The sequence below is a fragment of the Nitrospina gracilis Nb-211 genome (genome assembly GCF_021845525.1).
Taxonomy (GTDB): Bacteria; Nitrospinota; Nitrospinia; order Nitrospinales; family Nitrospinaceae; genus Nitrospina; species Nitrospina gracilis_A.
Map to the genome: position 1 here is coordinate 2,203,713 of NZ_JAKJKD010000001.1, position 16,317 is coordinate 2,220,029.

19 protein-coding genes are annotated in these 16,317 nt (G+C 59.9%); 9 read left to right on the forward strand and 10 right to left on the reverse strand.

The window, feature by feature from the left end; genetic code table 11:
* The first annotated feature begins 187 nt into the window (after window positions 1–187).
* Window positions 188–328, forward strand: a complete 141-nt coding sequence (locus J2S31_RS10425; RefSeq protein ID WP_237099027.1) for a hypothetical protein — start codon at window positions 188–190, stop codon at window positions 326–328.
* A gap of 14 nt (window positions 329–342) precedes the next feature.
* Here the strand turns inward: J2S31_RS10425 and J2S31_RS10430 are convergent, their stop codons facing one another.
* The 4 genes from J2S31_RS10430 to J2S31_RS10445 form a co-directional block, all read right to left on the reverse strand.
* On the reverse strand, window positions 343–882 hold the full coding sequence (locus J2S31_RS10430) for a nuclease-related domain-containing protein (RefSeq protein WP_237099028.1): 540 nt from the start codon (window positions 880–882) through the stop codon (window positions 343–345).
* Window positions 883–894: 12 nt separating this feature from the next.
* Window positions 895–1,200 (reverse strand): hypothetical protein, encoded by a 306-nt coding sequence (locus tag J2S31_RS10435; protein ID WP_237099029.1) that lies wholly within the window; start codon window positions 1,198–1,200, stop codon window positions 895–897.
* A gap of 76 nt (window positions 1,201–1,276) precedes the next feature.
* Window positions 1,277–2,956: an FAD-binding protein gene (locus J2S31_RS10440; RefSeq protein ID WP_237099030.1), complete on the reverse strand. Its 1,680-nt coding sequence runs from the start codon at window positions 2,954–2,956 to the stop codon at window positions 1,277–1,279.
* Window positions 2,953–3,666 (reverse strand): 4Fe-4S dicluster domain-containing protein, encoded by a 714-nt coding sequence (locus tag J2S31_RS10445; protein ID WP_237099031.1) that lies wholly within the window; start codon window positions 3,664–3,666, stop codon window positions 2,953–2,955. Before J2S31_RS10445 ends, J2S31_RS10440 begins: the two co-directional genes overlap by 4 nt.
* A gap of 199 nt (window positions 3,667–3,865) precedes the next feature.
* Between J2S31_RS10445 and J2S31_RS10450 the strand changes: the two genes are divergently transcribed.
* Genes J2S31_RS10450 through ruvB form a run of 4 tightly spaced genes read left to right on the forward strand, consistent with a single transcriptional unit; the run spans window position 3,866 to window position 6,841 of the window.
* Window positions 3,866–4,621 carry a YebC/PmpR family DNA-binding transcriptional regulator gene (locus J2S31_RS10450; RefSeq protein ID WP_237099032.1) on the forward strand — a complete coding sequence of 252 codons (756 nt, stop codon included), beginning with the start codon at window positions 3,866–3,868 and terminating at the stop codon, window positions 4,619–4,621.
* 58 nt (window positions 4,622–4,679) lie between these two features.
* Window positions 4,680–5,189, forward strand: a complete 510-nt coding sequence (gene ruvC / locus J2S31_RS10455) for a crossover junction endodeoxyribonuclease RuvC (RefSeq protein ID WP_237099033.1) — start codon at window positions 4,680–4,682, stop codon at window positions 5,187–5,189.
* A 4-nt stretch (window positions 5,190–5,193) separates the two neighbouring features.
* Complete coding sequence (gene ruvA / locus J2S31_RS10460; RefSeq protein ID WP_237099034.1) at window positions 5,194–5,790, forward strand: Holliday junction branch migration protein RuvA; 597 nt, start codon at window positions 5,194–5,196, stop codon at window positions 5,788–5,790.
* Window positions 5,791–5,800: 10 nt separating this feature from the next.
* Entirely contained in the window at window positions 5,801–6,841 is a 1,041-nt protein-coding gene (gene ruvB, locus J2S31_RS10465) for a Holliday junction branch migration DNA helicase RuvB (protein ID WP_237099035.1), read from the forward strand.
* A 37-nt stretch (window positions 6,842–6,878) separates the two neighbouring features.
* Here ruvB and J2S31_RS10470 read toward each other — a convergent pair whose 3' ends face one another.
* Window positions 6,879–7,757 carry a PHP domain-containing protein gene (locus tag J2S31_RS10470; protein WP_237099036.1) on the reverse strand — a complete coding sequence of 293 codons (879 nt, stop codon included), beginning with the start codon at window positions 7,755–7,757 and terminating at the stop codon, window positions 6,879–6,881.
* Between the two features lie 174 nt (window positions 7,758–7,931).
* Here J2S31_RS10470 and J2S31_RS10475 point away from each other — a divergent pair, with 174 nt between their 5' ends.
* The 4 genes from J2S31_RS10475 to J2S31_RS10490 all read left to right on the forward strand — a co-directional run bounded on the left by J2S31_RS10475 (window position 7,932) and on the right by J2S31_RS10490 (window position 11,887).
* Entirely contained in the window at window positions 7,932–9,281 is a 1,350-nt protein-coding gene (locus J2S31_RS10475; protein WP_237099037.1) for a multiheme c-type cytochrome, read from the forward strand.
* Window positions 9,282–9,358: 77 nt separating this feature from the next.
* Window positions 9,359–9,985, forward strand: a complete 627-nt coding sequence (locus J2S31_RS10480) for a DsbA family protein (RefSeq protein ID WP_237099038.1) — start codon at window positions 9,359–9,361, stop codon at window positions 9,983–9,985.
* Window positions 9,986–9,992: 7 nt separating this feature from the next.
* Complete coding sequence (locus J2S31_RS10485; RefSeq protein WP_237099039.1) at window positions 9,993–11,588, forward strand: S41 family peptidase; 1,596 nt, start codon at window positions 9,993–9,995, stop codon at window positions 11,586–11,588.
* Between the two features lie 53 nt (window positions 11,589–11,641).
* Entirely contained in the window at window positions 11,642–11,887 is a 246-nt protein-coding gene (locus J2S31_RS10490; protein ID WP_237099040.1) for a hypothetical protein, read from the forward strand.
* 119 nt (window positions 11,888–12,006) lie between these two features.
* Here J2S31_RS10490 and J2S31_RS10495 read toward each other — a convergent pair whose 3' ends face one another.
* The 5 genes from J2S31_RS10495 to J2S31_RS10515 all read right to left on the reverse strand — a co-directional run bounded on the left by J2S31_RS10495 (window position 12,007) and on the right by J2S31_RS10515 (window position 16,298).
* Window positions 12,007–12,267: a MoaD/ThiS family protein gene (locus J2S31_RS10495; RefSeq protein ID WP_237099041.1), complete on the reverse strand. Its 261-nt coding sequence runs from the start codon at window positions 12,265–12,267 to the stop codon at window positions 12,007–12,009.
* A gap of 48 nt (window positions 12,268–12,315) precedes the next feature.
* Entirely contained in the window at window positions 12,316–13,521 is a 1,206-nt protein-coding gene (locus J2S31_RS10500) for a sialidase family protein (RefSeq protein ID WP_237099042.1), read from the reverse strand.
* A gap of 216 nt (window positions 13,522–13,737) precedes the next feature.
* Entirely contained in the window at window positions 13,738–14,310 is a 573-nt protein-coding gene (locus J2S31_RS10505) for a hypothetical protein (RefSeq protein WP_237099043.1), read from the reverse strand.
* Between the two features lie 14 nt (window positions 14,311–14,324).
* Window positions 14,325–14,861 carry a hypothetical protein gene (locus tag J2S31_RS10510; protein ID WP_237099044.1) on the reverse strand — a complete coding sequence of 179 codons (537 nt, stop codon included), beginning with the start codon at window positions 14,859–14,861 and terminating at the stop codon, window positions 14,325–14,327.
* Window positions 14,862–14,960: 99 nt separating this feature from the next.
* Window positions 14,961–16,298, reverse strand: coding sequence for an NCS2 family permease (locus tag J2S31_RS10515; protein WP_237099045.1), 1,338 nt, complete (start codon window positions 16,296–16,298; stop codon window positions 14,961–14,963).
* Window positions 16,299–16,317 lie beyond the last annotated feature (19 nt).

Sequence of the window (16,317 nt, forward strand, 5' to 3'; positions counted from 1 at the left end):
CCAAGGCCTGGATCCAGCCCGGAATCAAAAATCTGAGCTTTTTTGAAAATTCCGGCAAAAAATCACTCAAGTTTTCTCACTCCCTGCCGTAAAGCAGAGATAAGGGAAGACTTTATTCACAACGAGGACACGACTCATGGTTGATCCCGTAAGCGCCCCAGCCGCTTCCAGCGCCGCCCCTCAGGCCGTGCCAACCTCGGCGGAAGCGTTGCAACTGGCCCTCAAAGCCACAGAAGCACAAAGTCAGGCCCTGCTCGACCTGCTGAACCTAACGGTTGGCGGCCCCGAGGGGTCTTCGACGGGAGGCCTGATCGACCTCATCGCCTGAACTCCCCCCAATCTTCACCGCCCACCGAACCACGTCAGCACCGACTCCTGCTGTTCTGCGCTCAAAACCTCGTGCCGCGCCTTCCGGATGGCAGGCAACAACTGCTTTCCAGTGACCACCTCTCCGTCCGGAATCCCTTCCAGCTTCGCATTCGGGAACACCACCAACGACGCGATGGGCAGGTCGCCCAGTTTGTTCTCGATGTGGTTGATCGCCTGCCGGTTGCGCCACAGCGGATTGTAAATGAGTGTGCCGCCGCCCATGCCGCGCACTTCCCATTCGCGTTGCCCCGCCTGCACGCGCACGCGGCCGGAGTCGTTGCGCTCGTTGATGACAAACAATCCGTAGGGAGAGACCACGAGATAATCGATCTGGATGATGCCGTCGGGGGTGGGCACGGTGGCGTTTTCGATGATTTTGTACTCGTTGCCGAGTTGCCTTAAAACCGACACCACGCTGGGTCCGGTGGCGAGAGTTCCCTTGCCTTTTTTAAGGAAAAACCAGATTCCGCCTCCCACCAGCAACAAGACGAGAAGCGTTGATATGGGTTCCATGCCGTGCCGGGTTTATTGATTGATGTCGCGCATGAGGCGGGCGAGTTCGTCCAACTGCGCTTCCACTTTAGGCGGCGTGGAGGGATGAAAGACGTTGGCGCCCGCCGGTTCGGGAAACAACTGAGCCAGTCGCGGATTCGCATCCAGCCGGCTCCAGTGCATGCCATCGAGAGAAAACTCATCATCGCGGCGCAGTTTGCCCTGGCGGATGGCGAGGGCCAGCATGCGCGTCGGCACGTTGCGCCATTGCCGGCGGCCACGGCGGACAGTGACGCGTTGTACGGGGCTGTTGGGTGCGGATGAATGGGTGTCGCTCATGACGGGATCCGTTTCGGCTGGGCGGCGGGGTGCGCCGCGGGGTTGAGGGATGCCAGCAAACTGTTATTTTTACTGATCACCGGCCCGCAAACGGGTCCGGGGGTTCCGACAGGTTGAACGTGCCTCCGCCTGCCTTCGGTTCCGTCGCCGCCTCGGGTGCGGGGGCGGTTGCGAATTTCATGTTGGAGACCAGCGGGTACAACTGCGGTGCGGTTTGGCCGTCCGCCTCGGGCAGACTCTTAAGCGCCTCGCGGAACCGGTTGAGCGCCGTCAGCGTCACACCCTTGCGTTCCGGCAGATCGTTCTGCACGGACTCGGCGGCGCGCCGACCGAACACAATGATATCAAGAAGCGAGTTGCCCATCAACCGGTTGGTGCCATGCAAACCGCCGGTCACCTCCCCCGCCGCCCACAGGCCAATGCGTTCGGTTCTGCATTGAGTGTCCACCTTCACCCCGCCGTTCTGGTAATGAAGCGTCGGGTAGATGAGCACCGGCTGGTGGACGGGGTCGATGCCGTAGCGTTTGAACCGGTGGATGAGGCCGGGAAACTGGCTGGCCAGCGTGCCCTCGCCTTTCAACAGATCGATCATCGGCGTGTCCAGCCACACCCCCTGGCGTCCGTGCGGCGTGATTACGGCGCGGCCCTCCGCCGCTTCCCTGATGACGGCCGCCGCCACGACGTCGCGGTAAGTGAGTTCGTTGACAAACCGTTCGCCGTTGGCGTTCAACAACTGCGCCCCACTGGAGCGGATCGATTCTGTGACCAACTGACCCGCCAGCGCTTCCGGATACGCCGCGCCGGACGGATGGTACTGGTAGCTTTCGAGATGCACCAGCGAGCAACCCTGCCGGTAGGCGAGAATGAGGCCGTCGCCGGTCGCGCCCATGTGGTTGCTGGTGGGAAAATTCTGGAAACGCAACTGCCCACTGCCGCCGGTGGCGAGGATCACCGCCCGGGCCGACACGGTGGTGAGTTGACCCGTTTCCGTATTCCACAACACCGCACCCGTCACCTGGCCCTGCCCGTCGTCGAGCAGTTCCACCGCCGCTTCGTTCTCAAGGAATTGGGTACTGCCGCCCATCACCGCATCGCGCAGGACGCGCATGATCTCGAGCCCGGTGTAGTCGCGGCAGGCCAGCACGCGCGGCACGGAAGTGCCGCCGCCCGCCTTCAGCCGGAACAGGCCGTTGTCGCCCGGATCGAACAGCACGCCCAACTGCACCAGCCATTGAATGCTGGGCGGGCCGGACTCGCATAAAATTTTGAGGAGATCGGGGTCGTTCTTGCCGTGGCCGCCGACGTACGCATCGGCGAAGTGGCGCCGCGGAGAATCGTCGGGTCCGAGCGCCGCCTGGATGCCGCCCTCGGCCATGACGGTGTTGGAATCGCCCAGCCGGAGTTTCGTCGCCAGGTGCACAGTGAGGCCGGAGTTTTCGAGTCCCAGCGCCGCCGCCACGCCCGCACCGCCGCCGCCCAAAATCAGCACGTCGGTTTCGATGTCCACCTTCGGCGCAAAGTCGGCCGGCAATGGGCTGTCCGATTCCAGCAACTCCGCCAGTTCCAAAGGAAACTCACCGCGATTGGCATTCGGCCCCACTCTTATCTGCCGTTCGGCGCCGACGTAATCCGGGTGGTGCTGGCGGATCAGGGCATTCGCCTCGTCCTCGCTCAAATCGGGAAAGTCTTCGTCCTTGCGCAACGCCCGCGTGCGGTGGACTTGTGCGATCGACTCCGCCGCCCAGTCGAAGGTCATGCCATCCTCCCGTTCTTGCGGATCTCTTTGGCGCGCTCGAAGCGTTCCGCGGGATCGACGTTCAGCAGGTAATCCCATTCCGCCTGCGCGCCGTCCTGTTGCAGTGCCGCGATTTTTTCTTCCAACGCCGATCGATCGCAATCCATACCGAGCGAACGCCGCACCCAGAGGCCCATGTTGTGCGGCTTCACCTTGTCCTCGCACACCGCGCGGCACAGGCCGCAGTGGATGCAGGTGGTGAAGTCTTCCGCCACCTGCTCGAACTCGCCTCTCTGCATGCGCAGAACCGATTCCATCACCGGGATCGACATGGGGCACGCAACAGTGCAACTGCCGCACTTGGTGCAACGGTCGAGCGTCGGGTACGCGGCGCGCAGGTCGTCGGCTGTCGCTCCGGCTTTCGGCTCGACCGGCGGGATCGCGTTCACCGGGAATGGAAACACCTGCATGCCGTCTTTCACCAGGCACATGCAGGCCAGTTCCGTACTGCTGGGCTGGCCGTCGGGCAGGCGCACCGTCACCGTGCAGGCGCCGCAGACACCACCGACGCACCCCGTCCTCACGAGTTTCCCCTGCCCCGCGTTCCACAACGCGTGCACGATGGTCTCTCCGGAGCGGGCTTTAATGGGCTCGCGCCCGTTCCATAGAATTTCCACGATTTTCGTTTTCGGGGCCTCGGGTTCGGCTTTGTCCTGCGTGCGATCGTCCATGCCAAAACTCAAAAGCGTTTAAGTTACACCATGTTATACCCAACCTTCCGGTGCGCGCAACCGCGCCACGGTAGCGGCATTCGTTTTCGATTGCAACGCGAAAACGAAGAATGGTTTGCCAGGCTACGATTATTTGCCGAGTTTTTGAATTTGTGCTATTTTAGCCGGGAAGAGTCAATTCATTCAGGAAGTTAAGCCCATGTCCGGTCATTCCAAGTGGTCCACCATCAAGCACAAGAAGGGTGCCGCCGACGCCAAGCGCGGCAAGATCTTCACCAAACTGATTAAAGAAATCACCGTCGCCGCGCGTCTCGGCGGGGGAGACGCCAACGCCAATCCGCGCCTGCGCACGGCCATCGCCGCGGCCAAAGAGCAGAACATGCCGCATGACAATATCAACCGTGCCATCAAGAAAGGCACGGGCGAGCTGGAAGGCGCAAACTATGAGGAAATCACGTATGAAGGGTACGGACCCGGCGGCGTTGCCATCCTCATCGAGGTCATGACCGACAACAGAAATCGCACCGTCGGGGAAATCCGCGCCCTGCTCGGCAAGAACGGCGGCAACATGGGTGAGAACGGTTGCGTCTCCTGGATCTTCGAGAAAAAGGGGCTGATCCTGGTCAAAAGCGATGCGATGGACGAGGACGCGATGATGGAGCTGGCGCTGGAAGCCGGGGCGGACGACATGCAGAACACCGGCGACCAGTACGAGATCACCACCTCCATGGAAAACTTCGAGACCGTACACCAGTCGCTCAAGGACAAAGAGGTGCCGATCGAATTCGCGGAGATCACCGCCATCCCGCAGAACACCGTGCCGGTGGACGAACAGAACGGGCGCGCCGTCCTGAAACTCATGGACCTGCTCGAAGATCACGATGACGTGCAGAAAGCCTATTCCAATTTCGATATCCCGGAAGAGGTGATGGCCGCAATCGACGAAAGCGCTTGACCGCCTGGACTTCTCGACCCGGCGCGGAATGGAAACTCAACCTACGGGGAAACCACCCATGCGTGTTCTCGGCATCGACCCCGGCAGTAACTGCACCGGATACGGCATCGTCGAGTCGGACCGCAAAACCCTGAAAAGCATCCACTGGGGAAGCATCAAGTCGAAAAGCCGCACTCCCTTTCCCGAACGGTTGAAAGCCATCTACGACGAACTCACCCGCGTCATCGACGAGTACCGGCCGGAGGTCGTGGCCATCGAAGATTTGTTTTTCGCGGTCAACGCCCAGTCCACCATCAAGCTCGGGCAGACGCGCGGCGTGGCATTGCTTGCGGCGGTCAACGCCAACCTGGCAATCGCCGAATACACGCCCCTTGAAATCAAGCTGTCCACCGTCGGTTACGGACGCGCCGACAAAAACCAGGTGCGGGACATGGTCACCACCCTGCTCCGCCTCAAGAAAAAACCCGAACCGCTCGACGCCTCGGATGCGCTGGCGGTGGCCATCTGTCATCTGCACAACCACGGAACCTCCAACCGCTTGAAAGAAGCCCTGTCCTCCAGGAGATGAAACCATGATCGCGCATTTGAACGGCACCCTCGCCCGCAAGACGCCCGTTTCCGTGATCGTCGATGTGCACGGAGTCGGCTACGAAGCCTTCATCTCGCTCAACAACTACTATGAACTGCCGGAGATCGGGAATCCCGTCACCCTCCTCATCCACAGCTACCACAAGGAAGACACGTTCAAACTTTACGGCTTCCTGCGCGAGGAGGAAACACAGATTTTCGAGACGCTGATCGGCATCAACAAAGTGGGACCGAAGCTGGCGCTCGCCATCCTCTCCGGCATGCCGGTGGACGAGCTTCTGGACGCCATCGCCAAAAACGACGTGGCGCGCATCAGCACCGTACCGGGGGTGGGACGCAAAACCGCCGAGCGGCTGGTGCTGGAACTCAAGGACAAGCTGGCGAAGATGGACAAGATGTCGGGAGAAACACCCGCGGCAGGCACGACGCACCGCCTGCTGGAAGACGCGCTCTCGGCGCTCATCAACCTCGGCTACAAAAAAGGCGACGCGGAAAAGGCGTTGAAACAGGTCTGGGAGGAACAGGCGGACACCCCGGCGCTCGAAACCCTCATCAAGGAAAGCCTCAACCGCCTGTCCTGAACACAACCGCATGGAATCCGACCGCGAAAATCCCGAAACCCGTTACACGCTGGACACGCAGGAAGCCCAGTTCGAGACCAGCCTGCGCCCGCGCACGTTTGCGGAATACATTGGACAGGACAAGGTGAAGGAGAACCTCGCCATCTTCCTGTCGGCGGCGAAGATGCGCGGCGAGACGCTCGACCACGTTTTGTTTTACGGCCCGCCGGGTCTGGGCAAGACGACGCTCGCGAATATCATCGCCTCGGAGATGGGCGCGGCGCTCACCAGCACGTCGGGCCCGGTCATCGAAAAGTCCGGCGACCTGGCGGCTCTGCTCACCAACCTGCAGGAAGGCGACCTGCTGTTCATCGACGAGATCCACCGCCTGCCGCGCATCATTGAGGAAATCCTTTACCCGGCGATGGAGGACTTCAAGCTCGACATCATGATCGGCCAGGGACCCAGCGCACGTTCGATCAAACTCGACCTGCCGCCGTTCACCCTGATCGGCGCAACCACGCGGGCGGGATTGTTGACCTCGCCTTTGCGCGACCGCTTCGGCGTGGTGCACCGGCTCGATTACTACACGCCGAAAGACCTGAAAAAAATCGTGCACCGCTCGGCGGAAATATTGAAGGTGGACATGACGGACGACGGCGGGCGCGAGGTGGCACAACGGTCGCGCGGCACGCCGCGCATCGCCAACCGGCTTCTGCGCCGCGTGCGCGATTACGCGCAGGTAAAAGGCGACGGCATCATCACCCGCCCCATCGCCGAACGGGCGCTGGAAATGATGGAAGTGGACCGCATCGGCCTCGACAAGATGGACCACAAACTGTTGCTGACGATGATCGAGAAGTTCAAGGGCGGGCCGGTGGGCATCGACAGCCTGGCGGCGTCGATCAACGAAGAGCGCGACACCATCGAGGACGTGTACGAACCGTTCCTGATCCAGTGCGGACTCCTGCACCGCACGCCGCGCGGCAGGGTGGTGACCGACGCCGCGTTCCACCACTTCGGCCTCACGCCGTCGTCCAACAACGACACGCCGCAAAAACCGCTGTTCTGATTTTTCCGAAAAATTTTAAAGTGGGTGGCCGAACCGCTCAGCCCCAGGCCTGGCGGAACTGCTCGAGGAAGGTGGGTTCCATCTTCGTCGTGCCCAGCACGTCCGGCGTCTGGTGCGTGTTGAAGCCGTGGAAGTCGCGGCTTCCGGTGGCGATCATGCCGTGGTCTTCCGCCAGTTTGAGGAAGTAATCCACCTTGCCGGTTTTCTCGTGGTAGGGATAAATCGCCTCCAGCCCCATCAGCCCCATCGCTTTCAATTCTTCCAGACGCGGCGGGATGTCGTCGAAGCCGATGCCCTTGTCCGGACGGTGGAGCGCGTAGGTGCGCTCGCCGGGATGCGCAATGATCGGCACGCCGCCGCTTTCGCGCATGAGTTTCAGCGCCTCATCGACATGGATGTTTTCGCGCTGGACGTTGTACTGCACGAGGTATTTTTCGAACGCCTCGCCGGTGTGCTTGACGATGCCGAGCCGCACCATCTCACGCGCCAGATGCGGCCGCGCCAGCACCCCCTCCGCCGCCTTCTGCACGTTGTCGAACGTGATCTGCCCCTGAAAGCGGTCCGGCACCACGTCGTTCAGTTTGTCGATCATGGCGTGCATGCGTTCCTCACGTTGCGCTTTCATGGTCTCGACCCGGTCCCATAATGACGGCCGGATGCTCGCCAGATCCTTGAAGTAACCGAGCACGTGCAGTTGAAAATCGCCGTACTTGACCGTCATCTCGATGCCCGGAAATACGGTCAATCCCGCCTTCTCTCCGGCGTCGATGAATTCCGGAATCCCCGAGAAAGTATCGTGGTCGGTGAGCGACAGAATGGAGACGCCATTTTTGCAGGCAATGTCCACCAGCTCCGAGGGCGAAAATTCCCCGTCGGAAAAGTTGCTGTGCATGTGGATTTCAAATTTCTCGGTCATGAAGCGCCTGATATGATTTTTGATTTATGGTACCGCGTTTGGGGGCGGCCTCCAAATAAACCTCGAACGGAGAGCTCTATAAAGTAGGATGCAGGAACACAGCCGAAGGTTTGCCTTGAAGCCGGATTTCCGATACATTGAAACCGTTGAACTTGTTAAGGAAACACCCTGCACATGTTGATGAGAACTGCATTGTCCTTCATTTTGGCCGGGTTGGGCTGGGCGCTCGCCGCCTGTTCGCCTTTGCCGGAGTCGCACGCGTCGTCAGGAAACCCGCCAACCGATTCCCCTCCCCGCGAAGTGTTGATCGTTTTTTCCGGCAACACGCTGGGCGAACTGAAACCCTGCGGCTGTGCGAAGGAGGAAGACCAGGGCGGCATCGAGCGCAGGATGGGTTACTTGAACAGCGTGACGCCGGAGGAAAGCAATCTGCTGTTCGTCGATCTCGGCGACAACTTCAAGGAATCCACCAGGCAGGGGCGCATCAAGGCACGCTATCTGCTGACCGCCATGGCGCGCATGAACTACGACGCGGTGACGCTGGGCGACCGCGATTTGCTGTACGGCGACGAATTCCTGAAAAAACAGGAAGGCATCCCATGGCTTGCCTCCAACATGCAGATCGAGGGCATGAACTTTCCACGGTACCGTACCCAGACCTTTGACAACGGGCTTAACGTAACGGTGCTCGCCGTGGCCGATCCGGATCTGTTCTACGTCTCCGGCCACAGCCAGATCACCATGCAGGACCCGGCAGAGGCGGTGAAGGAACTCCTGCCGGAGATCGAACGGAACGGACAGCCCGACCTCGTCGTCCTGCTCACCCACATGAAGCGTGAGAAGGCGTTGGGCCTGCTCGACCTCGACGGCGTCGATGTCGTGATCAACGGCCATATCGAGGACGAGTCGGACAAAATCGACATGCAGCCGGTGCAAAAAGGCGGCAAGATATTCGCGCAGGCCGCGCCTTTGGGGCAAAAAATGGGAGAGTTGCGCGTTACGGTGGAGGGCGGTGAAAAAACCTACAAGCACCGCATGGTGCGGCTGGATTCCAAAATCCCGGACGACGCGGAGATGACCGCCCTGCATGACGAATACAACCAGGAAATCGAAGCGCTGTTTTTCGAGACGTTGAAGGCCAAGCGCGCCAAGGAGCGCACGCAGGTGTACGCCGCCGAATCCACCTGCAAAACCTGTCACGCGGACGCGCATGAAACGTGGTCCGGTTCGCGCCACGCGCACGCCTATGCCACGTTGAAGGAAGTCAACAAGTCGTTCGATCCGGAATGCCTGAAGTGCCACACCACGGGGTTTGAAAAGCCGGGCGGGTTCATCAGCGAGATCGACACGCCAGAGTTGAAAAACGTGCAGTGCGAAATGTGTCACGGTGCCAGGCTGGAGCACAGCCGGGCGCCTGCGGGCGGGTTCGCCGAAGAGGCGCGCGGGGCCTGCTCGCAATGCCACGTGCCCAAGCACAGCCCCAACTTCAATTACGAGACCTACTGGCCGAAAATCCGGCATTAAATAATTTTAACGGTCCCGGATTGGGCCGTTTGCTACTATAATTGATAGACCGATCTCACGCGTACATGGAGTGTTCAATGAAACGATTCATCCCCCTTCTCATTCTGGTTGCCAGCCTCATTGCCGCTCCGGCTGTGGCCGACGGCCCGAAAATCGCCGGACAATACAAAGTCATCGGCGACCTCAAAAACCTGAAAAACGTCCAGCAGATCGAAATGATGGAGTTTTTCAATTATTCCTGCGGCCATTGCTACGGTTTCCTGGAAGAGTCCAAACGCCTGCATGCGAAGTTCAAGGGCAAGCTGTTGCACAAGAAACAACCCATCTACTGGGGCCAGCAGACGCCTTACCCCGCGATGGCGTTCTACATCGCCGACGAACAGGGCATGGAGGAAAAATTCACCAAGACGCTGTTTGACACCAACTTTCAGTTGGGTGTGAACGTGTTCCAGCCGCGCGTGATCAGCATGCTGTCGCAGGATTTCGGCATCCAGGAGGCCATGACCGACGGCATGAAATCGCCGCGCATCCGCAACAAGGTGCAAAAATCGTTGCAGTTGGCGCAGGAATTCGGCGTGGACGAGACGCCGACCATCATCATCAACGGAACGTTGAAGGTGACGCCCAGCCTCTCCGGCGGTGATGTGAAGAAGATGACCGACAACCTGATCGTGATTTTCAACGACCTGCTGAAGAAGAAGTGACACGGTTATGACGACGGGCAAACGAACAGGTATCGGCAGATGGTTGGGCGTTCTGGGCGCGCTGGCGTTGAGCCTTGCGCTGATCGCACCGTGGCATGCCACGCCGGTCCCGTCTTCCCTGCCCACCTCCGCACACGCGGGGTTTTTCGATGACGACCTGGAAATCTTCGAGGAGGTGCTGGACCTCGTCTCCGGCAATTACGTGTACCCGCCCGACTACAAAACCCTGTTTGAAACCAGCATCCAGGGCATGATCGCCAAAGTCCCGGAAAAAACCCTGACCGTGACCGACGTGTACTCCGGGCAGGTTTTAAAAAAGGACAGTGCGCGGTTGAGCTACCGCCTCAGTTTCAGCCGTCATGAAAACATGGAGGCGTTCCGGTCGGTGTACTATTTCCTCGCCAACCAGTACCAGGGCCAGCTCAAGAAAAAGGACATCGAACAGGCGGCCATCATCGGCCTCATGAGTTCGCTCGACCCCTACTCGCTGTACATGGACAAGGATGATTTCGAGCGGTCGATGCGCGATACGGAAGGCCAGTACGGCGGCGTGGGCATGGTGATCACCATGGAGGACCTCAAGCTCACCGTCGTGCGCACGCTCAAAAACTCGCCCGCCGAACGCGCCGGCATTCTGCCGAAGGACGTCATCAGCCAGGTGGATGGGCAGACGGTGAAAGGCATGCAGATCAACGAGCTGGCCGAACGCCTGCGCGGTTACCCCAACACCAAGGTGCAGATCCAGGTGTTCCGTCCCTCCACCAACTCGACTCAGGAAATCACGCTGACGCGCGAGATCATTTCCATTGAGACCGTGGAATACAAAAACATGGGCGACGGCGTCGGCTACCTGTCGATCAACAGTTTTTCCAAACAGACCAACGACCAGTTGCAGGTGGCGTTGAACCAGGCATTGGAGGAAGGCGTCACCGCGTTCATCATGGACCTGCGCAACAACCCCGGCGGCCTGCTCAGCCAGTCGGTGAAGGTGGCCAGCCATTTTCTCAATAAGGGTGAATTGATCGTGTACACACGCGGCCGCGACCGCAACGACATGCAGACCTACCAGGCGCTGTACAAAAACACGCTCACGCACCTGCCGCTCGTGGTGCTCATCAACAAGCAGAGCGCCAGCGCGTCGGAGATCGTGGCCGGTTCGCTGAAAGACTCCGGCAAGGCGCTCATCCTGGGCGAGACCTCGTACGGCAAGGGATCGGTGCAGACCATCTTCCGCATGAGCGACGGTTCCGGCCTGCGCCTGACCACCTCCAAGTACTACACGCCGTCGGGCATCGACATCAACCAGCACGGCATCACGCCGGAGATCATCGTCGAAAAAGACCTGCCGCAAGGCACTGAAGGCGAAGCCCCGCGCGAACCCAAGGGCGCTAAGAAGGACCCCGCCCCGCTCGCCCGCAACCTGGCGACCCGTCTCAAGGAAACCGAATTGATTGACTATCTCAAGCAAAAAGGCTATACCAACACGGATTCCATCGATCCCCTCGTGGAGTTCGCCAAACTGGTGGTGCGTGACAGCCAGCATCCCTCGAAAAGCCATGCCCTGGCCAAGGCGCGGGAGCTGGCCAAAGACATTCATTACTGACAAAGCAAATAATTCTCAATCAACATGTTTGTTCCAGGGAGTGATTAAAGAGAATGAACATCATCGATATCGATTTTGAAAAAGGGATCGTACAAAGCGATTTCAAGACGTGGACGATCGTGTCCAACGACAACAACCAGTACCTGCTCCTGCAACGGGAGGAGAATGGCCGCTACCACGTGGCGGAAGCCGACGTGATGAAAAAACATCTCTGGGAAGTGAAGGAAATCAACTACCGCGACCCGGAAGGCGGCACCTTCGTCTTCGACGAAGATTCAGGCATCACCCACATTGCCTGACAGTCTGGTCCATTCGGGACTGGCATGACTTTCATGACGGCAACTTGAAAAGATGCGGAGCGCGAGGTTGCGCCTTTGTCACGGGATGATCGCTTTCAGGTGAAAGAACGCCCGGCGGATCAGCCGCCGCTGAGCGCCTGCACGATGTCGATGGCGTCGGTGGGTTTCAGCGGCCGGTTCAGGTCGAACTCCTGCTCGCCATTGACGAAGAAGCGGACGTGCGGGCGCATGCGGTCCTGCTCGTCCACCACGCGGAACCGCAGACCGGGGAACTGGCGGTCCAGATCGCCCAGCACCTCAGCCAGCGTGGCGCCCTCGGCCTCGACCACATCTTTATGGTTCGTGTACGAGTAAAGCGGACTGGGAATCAAAACTCTCATAGCTTGACCTTCGTTAAAAAAGCCCGGTGAAGGACACTGCCCCGCCGATCACCCCACCTCCGCCACTTCCACGGAATAGATTTCCGGCAGGTGGCGCGCCATGCAGGTCCACTTATTCCCCTCGTCGCGGCTCAGCCATAACTCGCCGCCGGTGGTGCCGACATACAGACCCACCGGGTCGGCGTCATCCCCCGTCATCGCCTGCCGCTTCACCGTCCACCACGCCTGGCTTTCCGGCAGGCCGGCATCGAGCCGTTTCCAGGTTTTGCCGCCGTTCTTCGTGACGTAGGCGCAGGGCCGGCCCTCCACCGCGGTGCGCGGCCACACCATGCTGCCGTCCATGGGAAACACCCACGCGGTGTTGTCATCGCGCGGATGCACCACCATGGGGAAACCGATGTCGCCCACCTTCTTCGGCATTTTTTTGCCAATGCGTTCCCACGTGTTCGACGGACGGTCGAGTCGATAGATGCCACAGTGATTCTGCTGGTAGAGGCGGTCGGGATTGCTCGGGCACAGGCGCACGCAATGCGGATCGTGGAACATGGGGTCATTGCGGTCGAATCCATCGACCACGTCTATGCCGCCTATCAGCGCCGTCCAGGTTCTTCCGCCGTCCAACGATTCGTGTACGCCGCCGCCGGACATGCCGAAGTAAAAATGATCCGGATCGCGCGGGTCGATGATGATGGAATGCAGTTTGGGTCCGTCGGGGGTGCCGTCCTGCACCGTGCCCATCCAGCGCAAAAATTGCGGATCGTCGTTGATGCTGGAAAACGGTTCCCAGGTCCTGCCCGCATCCTGCGAGCGGAACAGGCCCTGCGGCGAGGTGCCCGCGTACCACACGCCGGGCTGGCTGACGTGCCCCGGTTGCAACCAGAAGGTATGGTCGACGGAGCGGCCGTTTTCCGCCTTGGCAAAGGCCGGCGGCCGGGCCGCTTCCTCCCATGTGCGCCCCAGGTTGGTCGAGCGGAACAGGGTCGGGCCCAAATGCCCCGTGCTCGCCGCCGCCAGCAGGGTCTTGCCGTCGCGCGGGTCGAGCACCACGTGGTTTATGATCTGACCGAGGAAGTGAGGTCCGCTCACTTTCCAGGATTTACGCCGGGTGTCGCCGTAATAGAACCATGCCCCCTTGCGGGTTCCGACCAGCACCACCAGCTTGCGCGTTTGGGAGGAACGGGACGCCGTTTTTTTGCGGGCGTGGGAAGGGGAGGATTTGCGGACTATATTTTTTTTGGAAGTGGTGCGTGCCATCAAACAGCCTCCTCAATGAGAAAGGACGTGAAAGAATAATGCCCCAGGATGCCAAAACATTTACCGCATACGGAATAATATTTTTCGATTACCGAAATACCGAGGGTCGCACCTGGCGGGCCGCCATGCAAGCGCAAAATTTGCAACCTGGCCCGCTACGGCCGCAATGCCCTATAAATGACGCACTTTGATTTTATTGAAAACGGATGAGCCGGATCAGAACAACTGCAGGGACTTGAGATGGCCGAGCTTTTTCTGCAGGGTGTCCTTGGTGGTGTCGGCCAGGAAGTTGCCGCGCAGATCGAGTTTTTTCAGTTTGGGAAAGCTTTGCGAATCCGCCAGCGCCAGCGCACCCTCGTCGCGGATTTCATTGAAGCTGAGCCCCAGGTTTTCCAGCTTCGGCATGTTTTTGGATGAGGCCAGCTCCACCACTCCCTTGTCCAGCAGGTAATTGTGCCGCAATTCCAGTTTCTTCAGGTTGGCCAGTGCCGTGGATTGGGCCAGCAAGGCGGCGCCGCGTTCGGAGATTTCGTTGTAACGCAGGTCCAGCTTGGTGACTTTTTTGAGGAAACCCTTTTCCAGAAGGAGGGCCAGGCCTTTATCGCCGATCTTCTTGCCGTTCAGTTTCAGCGTGCGCCCACCGCCGGACAACCCCTCCTTGAATACCTTGTCGTAATCAATTTTTTCTTTCGAGAACACGTCCTCCCGATCGAAGAACTGTGCCTGGGAAACCGGACTGAACCCCACAATCAGGAACACCGCAAACAGCAGAATCCGCCAGAGCTTCATGAAGCCTCCCCTCGTCAATCGTCGTCGTCTTCGTCCTCATCCTCGTCGTCGTCAAACGCAAAATCGGAAAGGTCGTCCACATGGAGGTGGCACAGGCGGGTGCGGCACCGCGCATTCTTGAGCGCGTCGATTCCTTCCTTGCGGATGCGGTTGGCCGTGATGTACAGATGCGTGACCTTGGCCAGCGTCTCCGACTCGGCAATGGCGATGGCGCCATCGTCCTCGATCAGATTGCCGTACAACCCCAGCTTCTTGAGCTTGACAAAATGAGGCGAGGTGGCGATGGCTCTCACCCCGTCATCGCTGATGACGTTGCCGTACAACTCCAGCTCGCGCAGGTTCTTGAAGTGCTCGCACTCGGCCAGCACCCGCGCACCTTCGTCGCTGATGTCGTTGTTCGGCAGGCGCAGGGTGCGCAGTTTGCCACGCTTCAATTGCGGCGAGTCCACCAACTGTTCAACGCCTTTGTCGCCGATATGATAATTGCTGAGGTCCAGGGTCCGTTTGTCCGGGCTCAGAAACTGTTTGATCAGGTATTCAACGCTTGCCAAGGGCGGCCGTTCCTTTCCAGATGCACATCAGACGTGGTTTATTGCTCAAAACGGCTTCAAGTATAACACAAGTCCGGCAGGCGAAAACCGCCCTCCCCTTTATACGGTGAGGTAACGCAGGAGGAACATGACGGCAATGACGTACATGATCCAGTGCACCTGCTTCGCCTTGCCGCAGGCCGCCTTGATTATGGGGTAGAGGATGAATCCCAGCGCCATGCCGTCGGCGATACTGTAGGTCAACGGCATGCCGATCATGATGAGAAACGCCGGCAGGGCCTCGTCCCACTCCTGCCAGTCGATGCGCGTGACGTTTGCCGCCATCATGGCGCCGACAATGATGAGCACAGGCGCGGTGATGGGATACAGGATGGTGTCGTGATCGAGGTGGTAGCCGCCGCCGATCATTTTCGCGAGCGGTGCAAAAAACAGTGCGAGCAGGAACAACAGGGCCGTCACCACGCTGGCCAGCCCCGTCCGCCCGCCTTCGGCCACACCGGCGGCGCTTTCGATGTAGCAGGTGACGGTGGTGGTGCCCAGCAGGGACCCAGCCGTGGTGGCCACCGAGTCCGGCCACAATGCGCGGTTGACACGCGGCAGGCGTCCGTCTTTCAAAAACCCTCCCTGGTGGCCCACACCCACCAGCGTGCCCGCGGTGTCGAACAGATCGACAAACAGAAACACCGCCGCGATGGTGAGCAGGCCCAGATCCAGCGCTCCCCGGATGTCCAGTTGCAGAAAGGTCGGCGTCAAATCCGGGGGCAGGGACATCACGCCGTGGAATTTCACAAGGCCGAACGGCATGGCCGCAAGCGTCATCACCCCCATGCCGATCAGGATGGCTCCTTTAATCTTTCTTTGGAGCAGGACTCCGATCAGCCCCACTCCCACCACGGTGAACAGCGCGGGCAGGGTGTTGAGCGGCGCCAGTTGCACCAGCGTGCCCGGGTGCGCCATCACGATCCCGCCCTGCACGAAACCGATGAACGTAATGAACAGGCCAATGCCCACGGAAATGCCGACCTTGATGTCGTTCGGCAGGCTGTTGATGATGACTTCCCGGAAGCGGAGCACGGTGAGCAGGATCAAGCCGATGCCGGAGAGAAACACCGCGCCCATCGCCACCTGCCACGGGATGCCCTGCCCCATGACCACGGTGTAGGTGAAGTAGAAATTAATGCCCATGCCGGGCGCAAGCGCGATCGGGTAGTTGGCGCCAAGTCCCATGAGGAGGCACCCCAGGGCGGCGGCAAGGCATGTTGCCGTCATCACCGCGCCGAAGTCCATGCCCGCCTGCATCATCACCGCCGGTTGCACGAAAATGATGTACGACGCGGTGAGGAACGTCACCGTGCCCGCGCGCGCCTCCGTGAGCAGCGTGCCGCCCCGTTCGCTCACGCGGAACCGGCGGTCGAGGGATGCGAGCCACCGGCTCATCGAGAAACTCGCAGGTTGT

Bases quoted from the DNA above. Each gene is read 5' to 3' on its own strand.
- J2S31_RS10470 (WP_237099036.1), bottom strand. From the start codon at position 7,757: ATGACCGAGAAATTTGAAATCCACATGCACAGCAACTTTTCCGACGGG.
- ruvC (WP_237099033.1), top strand. From the start codon at position 4,680: ATGCGTGTTCTCGGCATCGACCCCGGCAGTAACTGCACCGGATACGGC.
- J2S31_RS10485 (WP_237099039.1), top strand. From the start codon at position 9,993: ATGACGACGGGCAAACGAACAGGTATCGGCAGATGGTTGGGCGTTCTG.
- J2S31_RS10435 (WP_237099029.1), bottom strand. From the start codon at position 1,200: ATGAGCGACACCCATTCATCCGCACCCAACAGCCCCGTACAACGCGTC.
- J2S31_RS10515 (WP_237099045.1), bottom strand. From the start codon at position 16,298: ATGAGCCGGTGGCTCGCATCCCTCGACCGCCGGTTCCGCGTGAGCGAA.
- J2S31_RS10500 (WP_237099042.1), bottom strand. From the start codon at position 13,521: ATGGCACGCACCACTTCCAAAAAAAATATAGTCCGCAAATCCTCCCCT.
- ruvA (WP_237099034.1), top strand. From the start codon at position 5,194: ATGATCGCGCATTTGAACGGCACCCTCGCCCGCAAGACGCCCGTTTCC.
- J2S31_RS10440 (WP_237099030.1), bottom strand. From the start codon at position 2,956: ATGACCTTCGACTGGGCGGCGGAGTCGATCGCACAAGTCCACCGCACG.
- J2S31_RS10490 (WP_237099040.1), top strand. From the start codon at position 11,642: ATGAACATCATCGATATCGATTTTGAAAAAGGGATCGTACAAAGCGAT.
- J2S31_RS10475 (WP_237099037.1), top strand. From the start codon at position 7,932: ATGTTGATGAGAACTGCATTGTCCTTCATTTTGGCCGGGTTGGGCTGG.
- J2S31_RS10445 (WP_237099031.1), bottom strand. From the start codon at position 3,666: ATGGACGATCGCACGCAGGACAAAGCCGAACCCGAGGCCCCGAAAACG.
- J2S31_RS10505 (WP_237099043.1), bottom strand. From the start codon at position 14,310: ATGAAGCTCTGGCGGATTCTGCTGTTTGCGGTGTTCCTGATTGTGGGG.
- J2S31_RS10430 (WP_237099028.1), bottom strand. From the start codon at position 882: ATGGAACCCATATCAACGCTTCTCGTCTTGTTGCTGGTGGGAGGCGGA.
- J2S31_RS10450 (WP_237099032.1), top strand. From the start codon at position 3,866: ATGTCCGGTCATTCCAAGTGGTCCACCATCAAGCACAAGAAGGGTGCC.
- J2S31_RS10495 (WP_237099041.1), bottom strand. From the start codon at position 12,267: ATGAGAGTTTTGATTCCCAGTCCGCTTTACTCGTACACGAACCATAAA.
- ruvB (WP_237099035.1), top strand. From the start codon at position 5,801: ATGGAATCCGACCGCGAAAATCCCGAAACCCGTTACACGCTGGACACG.
- J2S31_RS10480 (WP_237099038.1), top strand. From the start codon at position 9,359: ATGAAACGATTCATCCCCCTTCTCATTCTGGTTGCCAGCCTCATTGCC.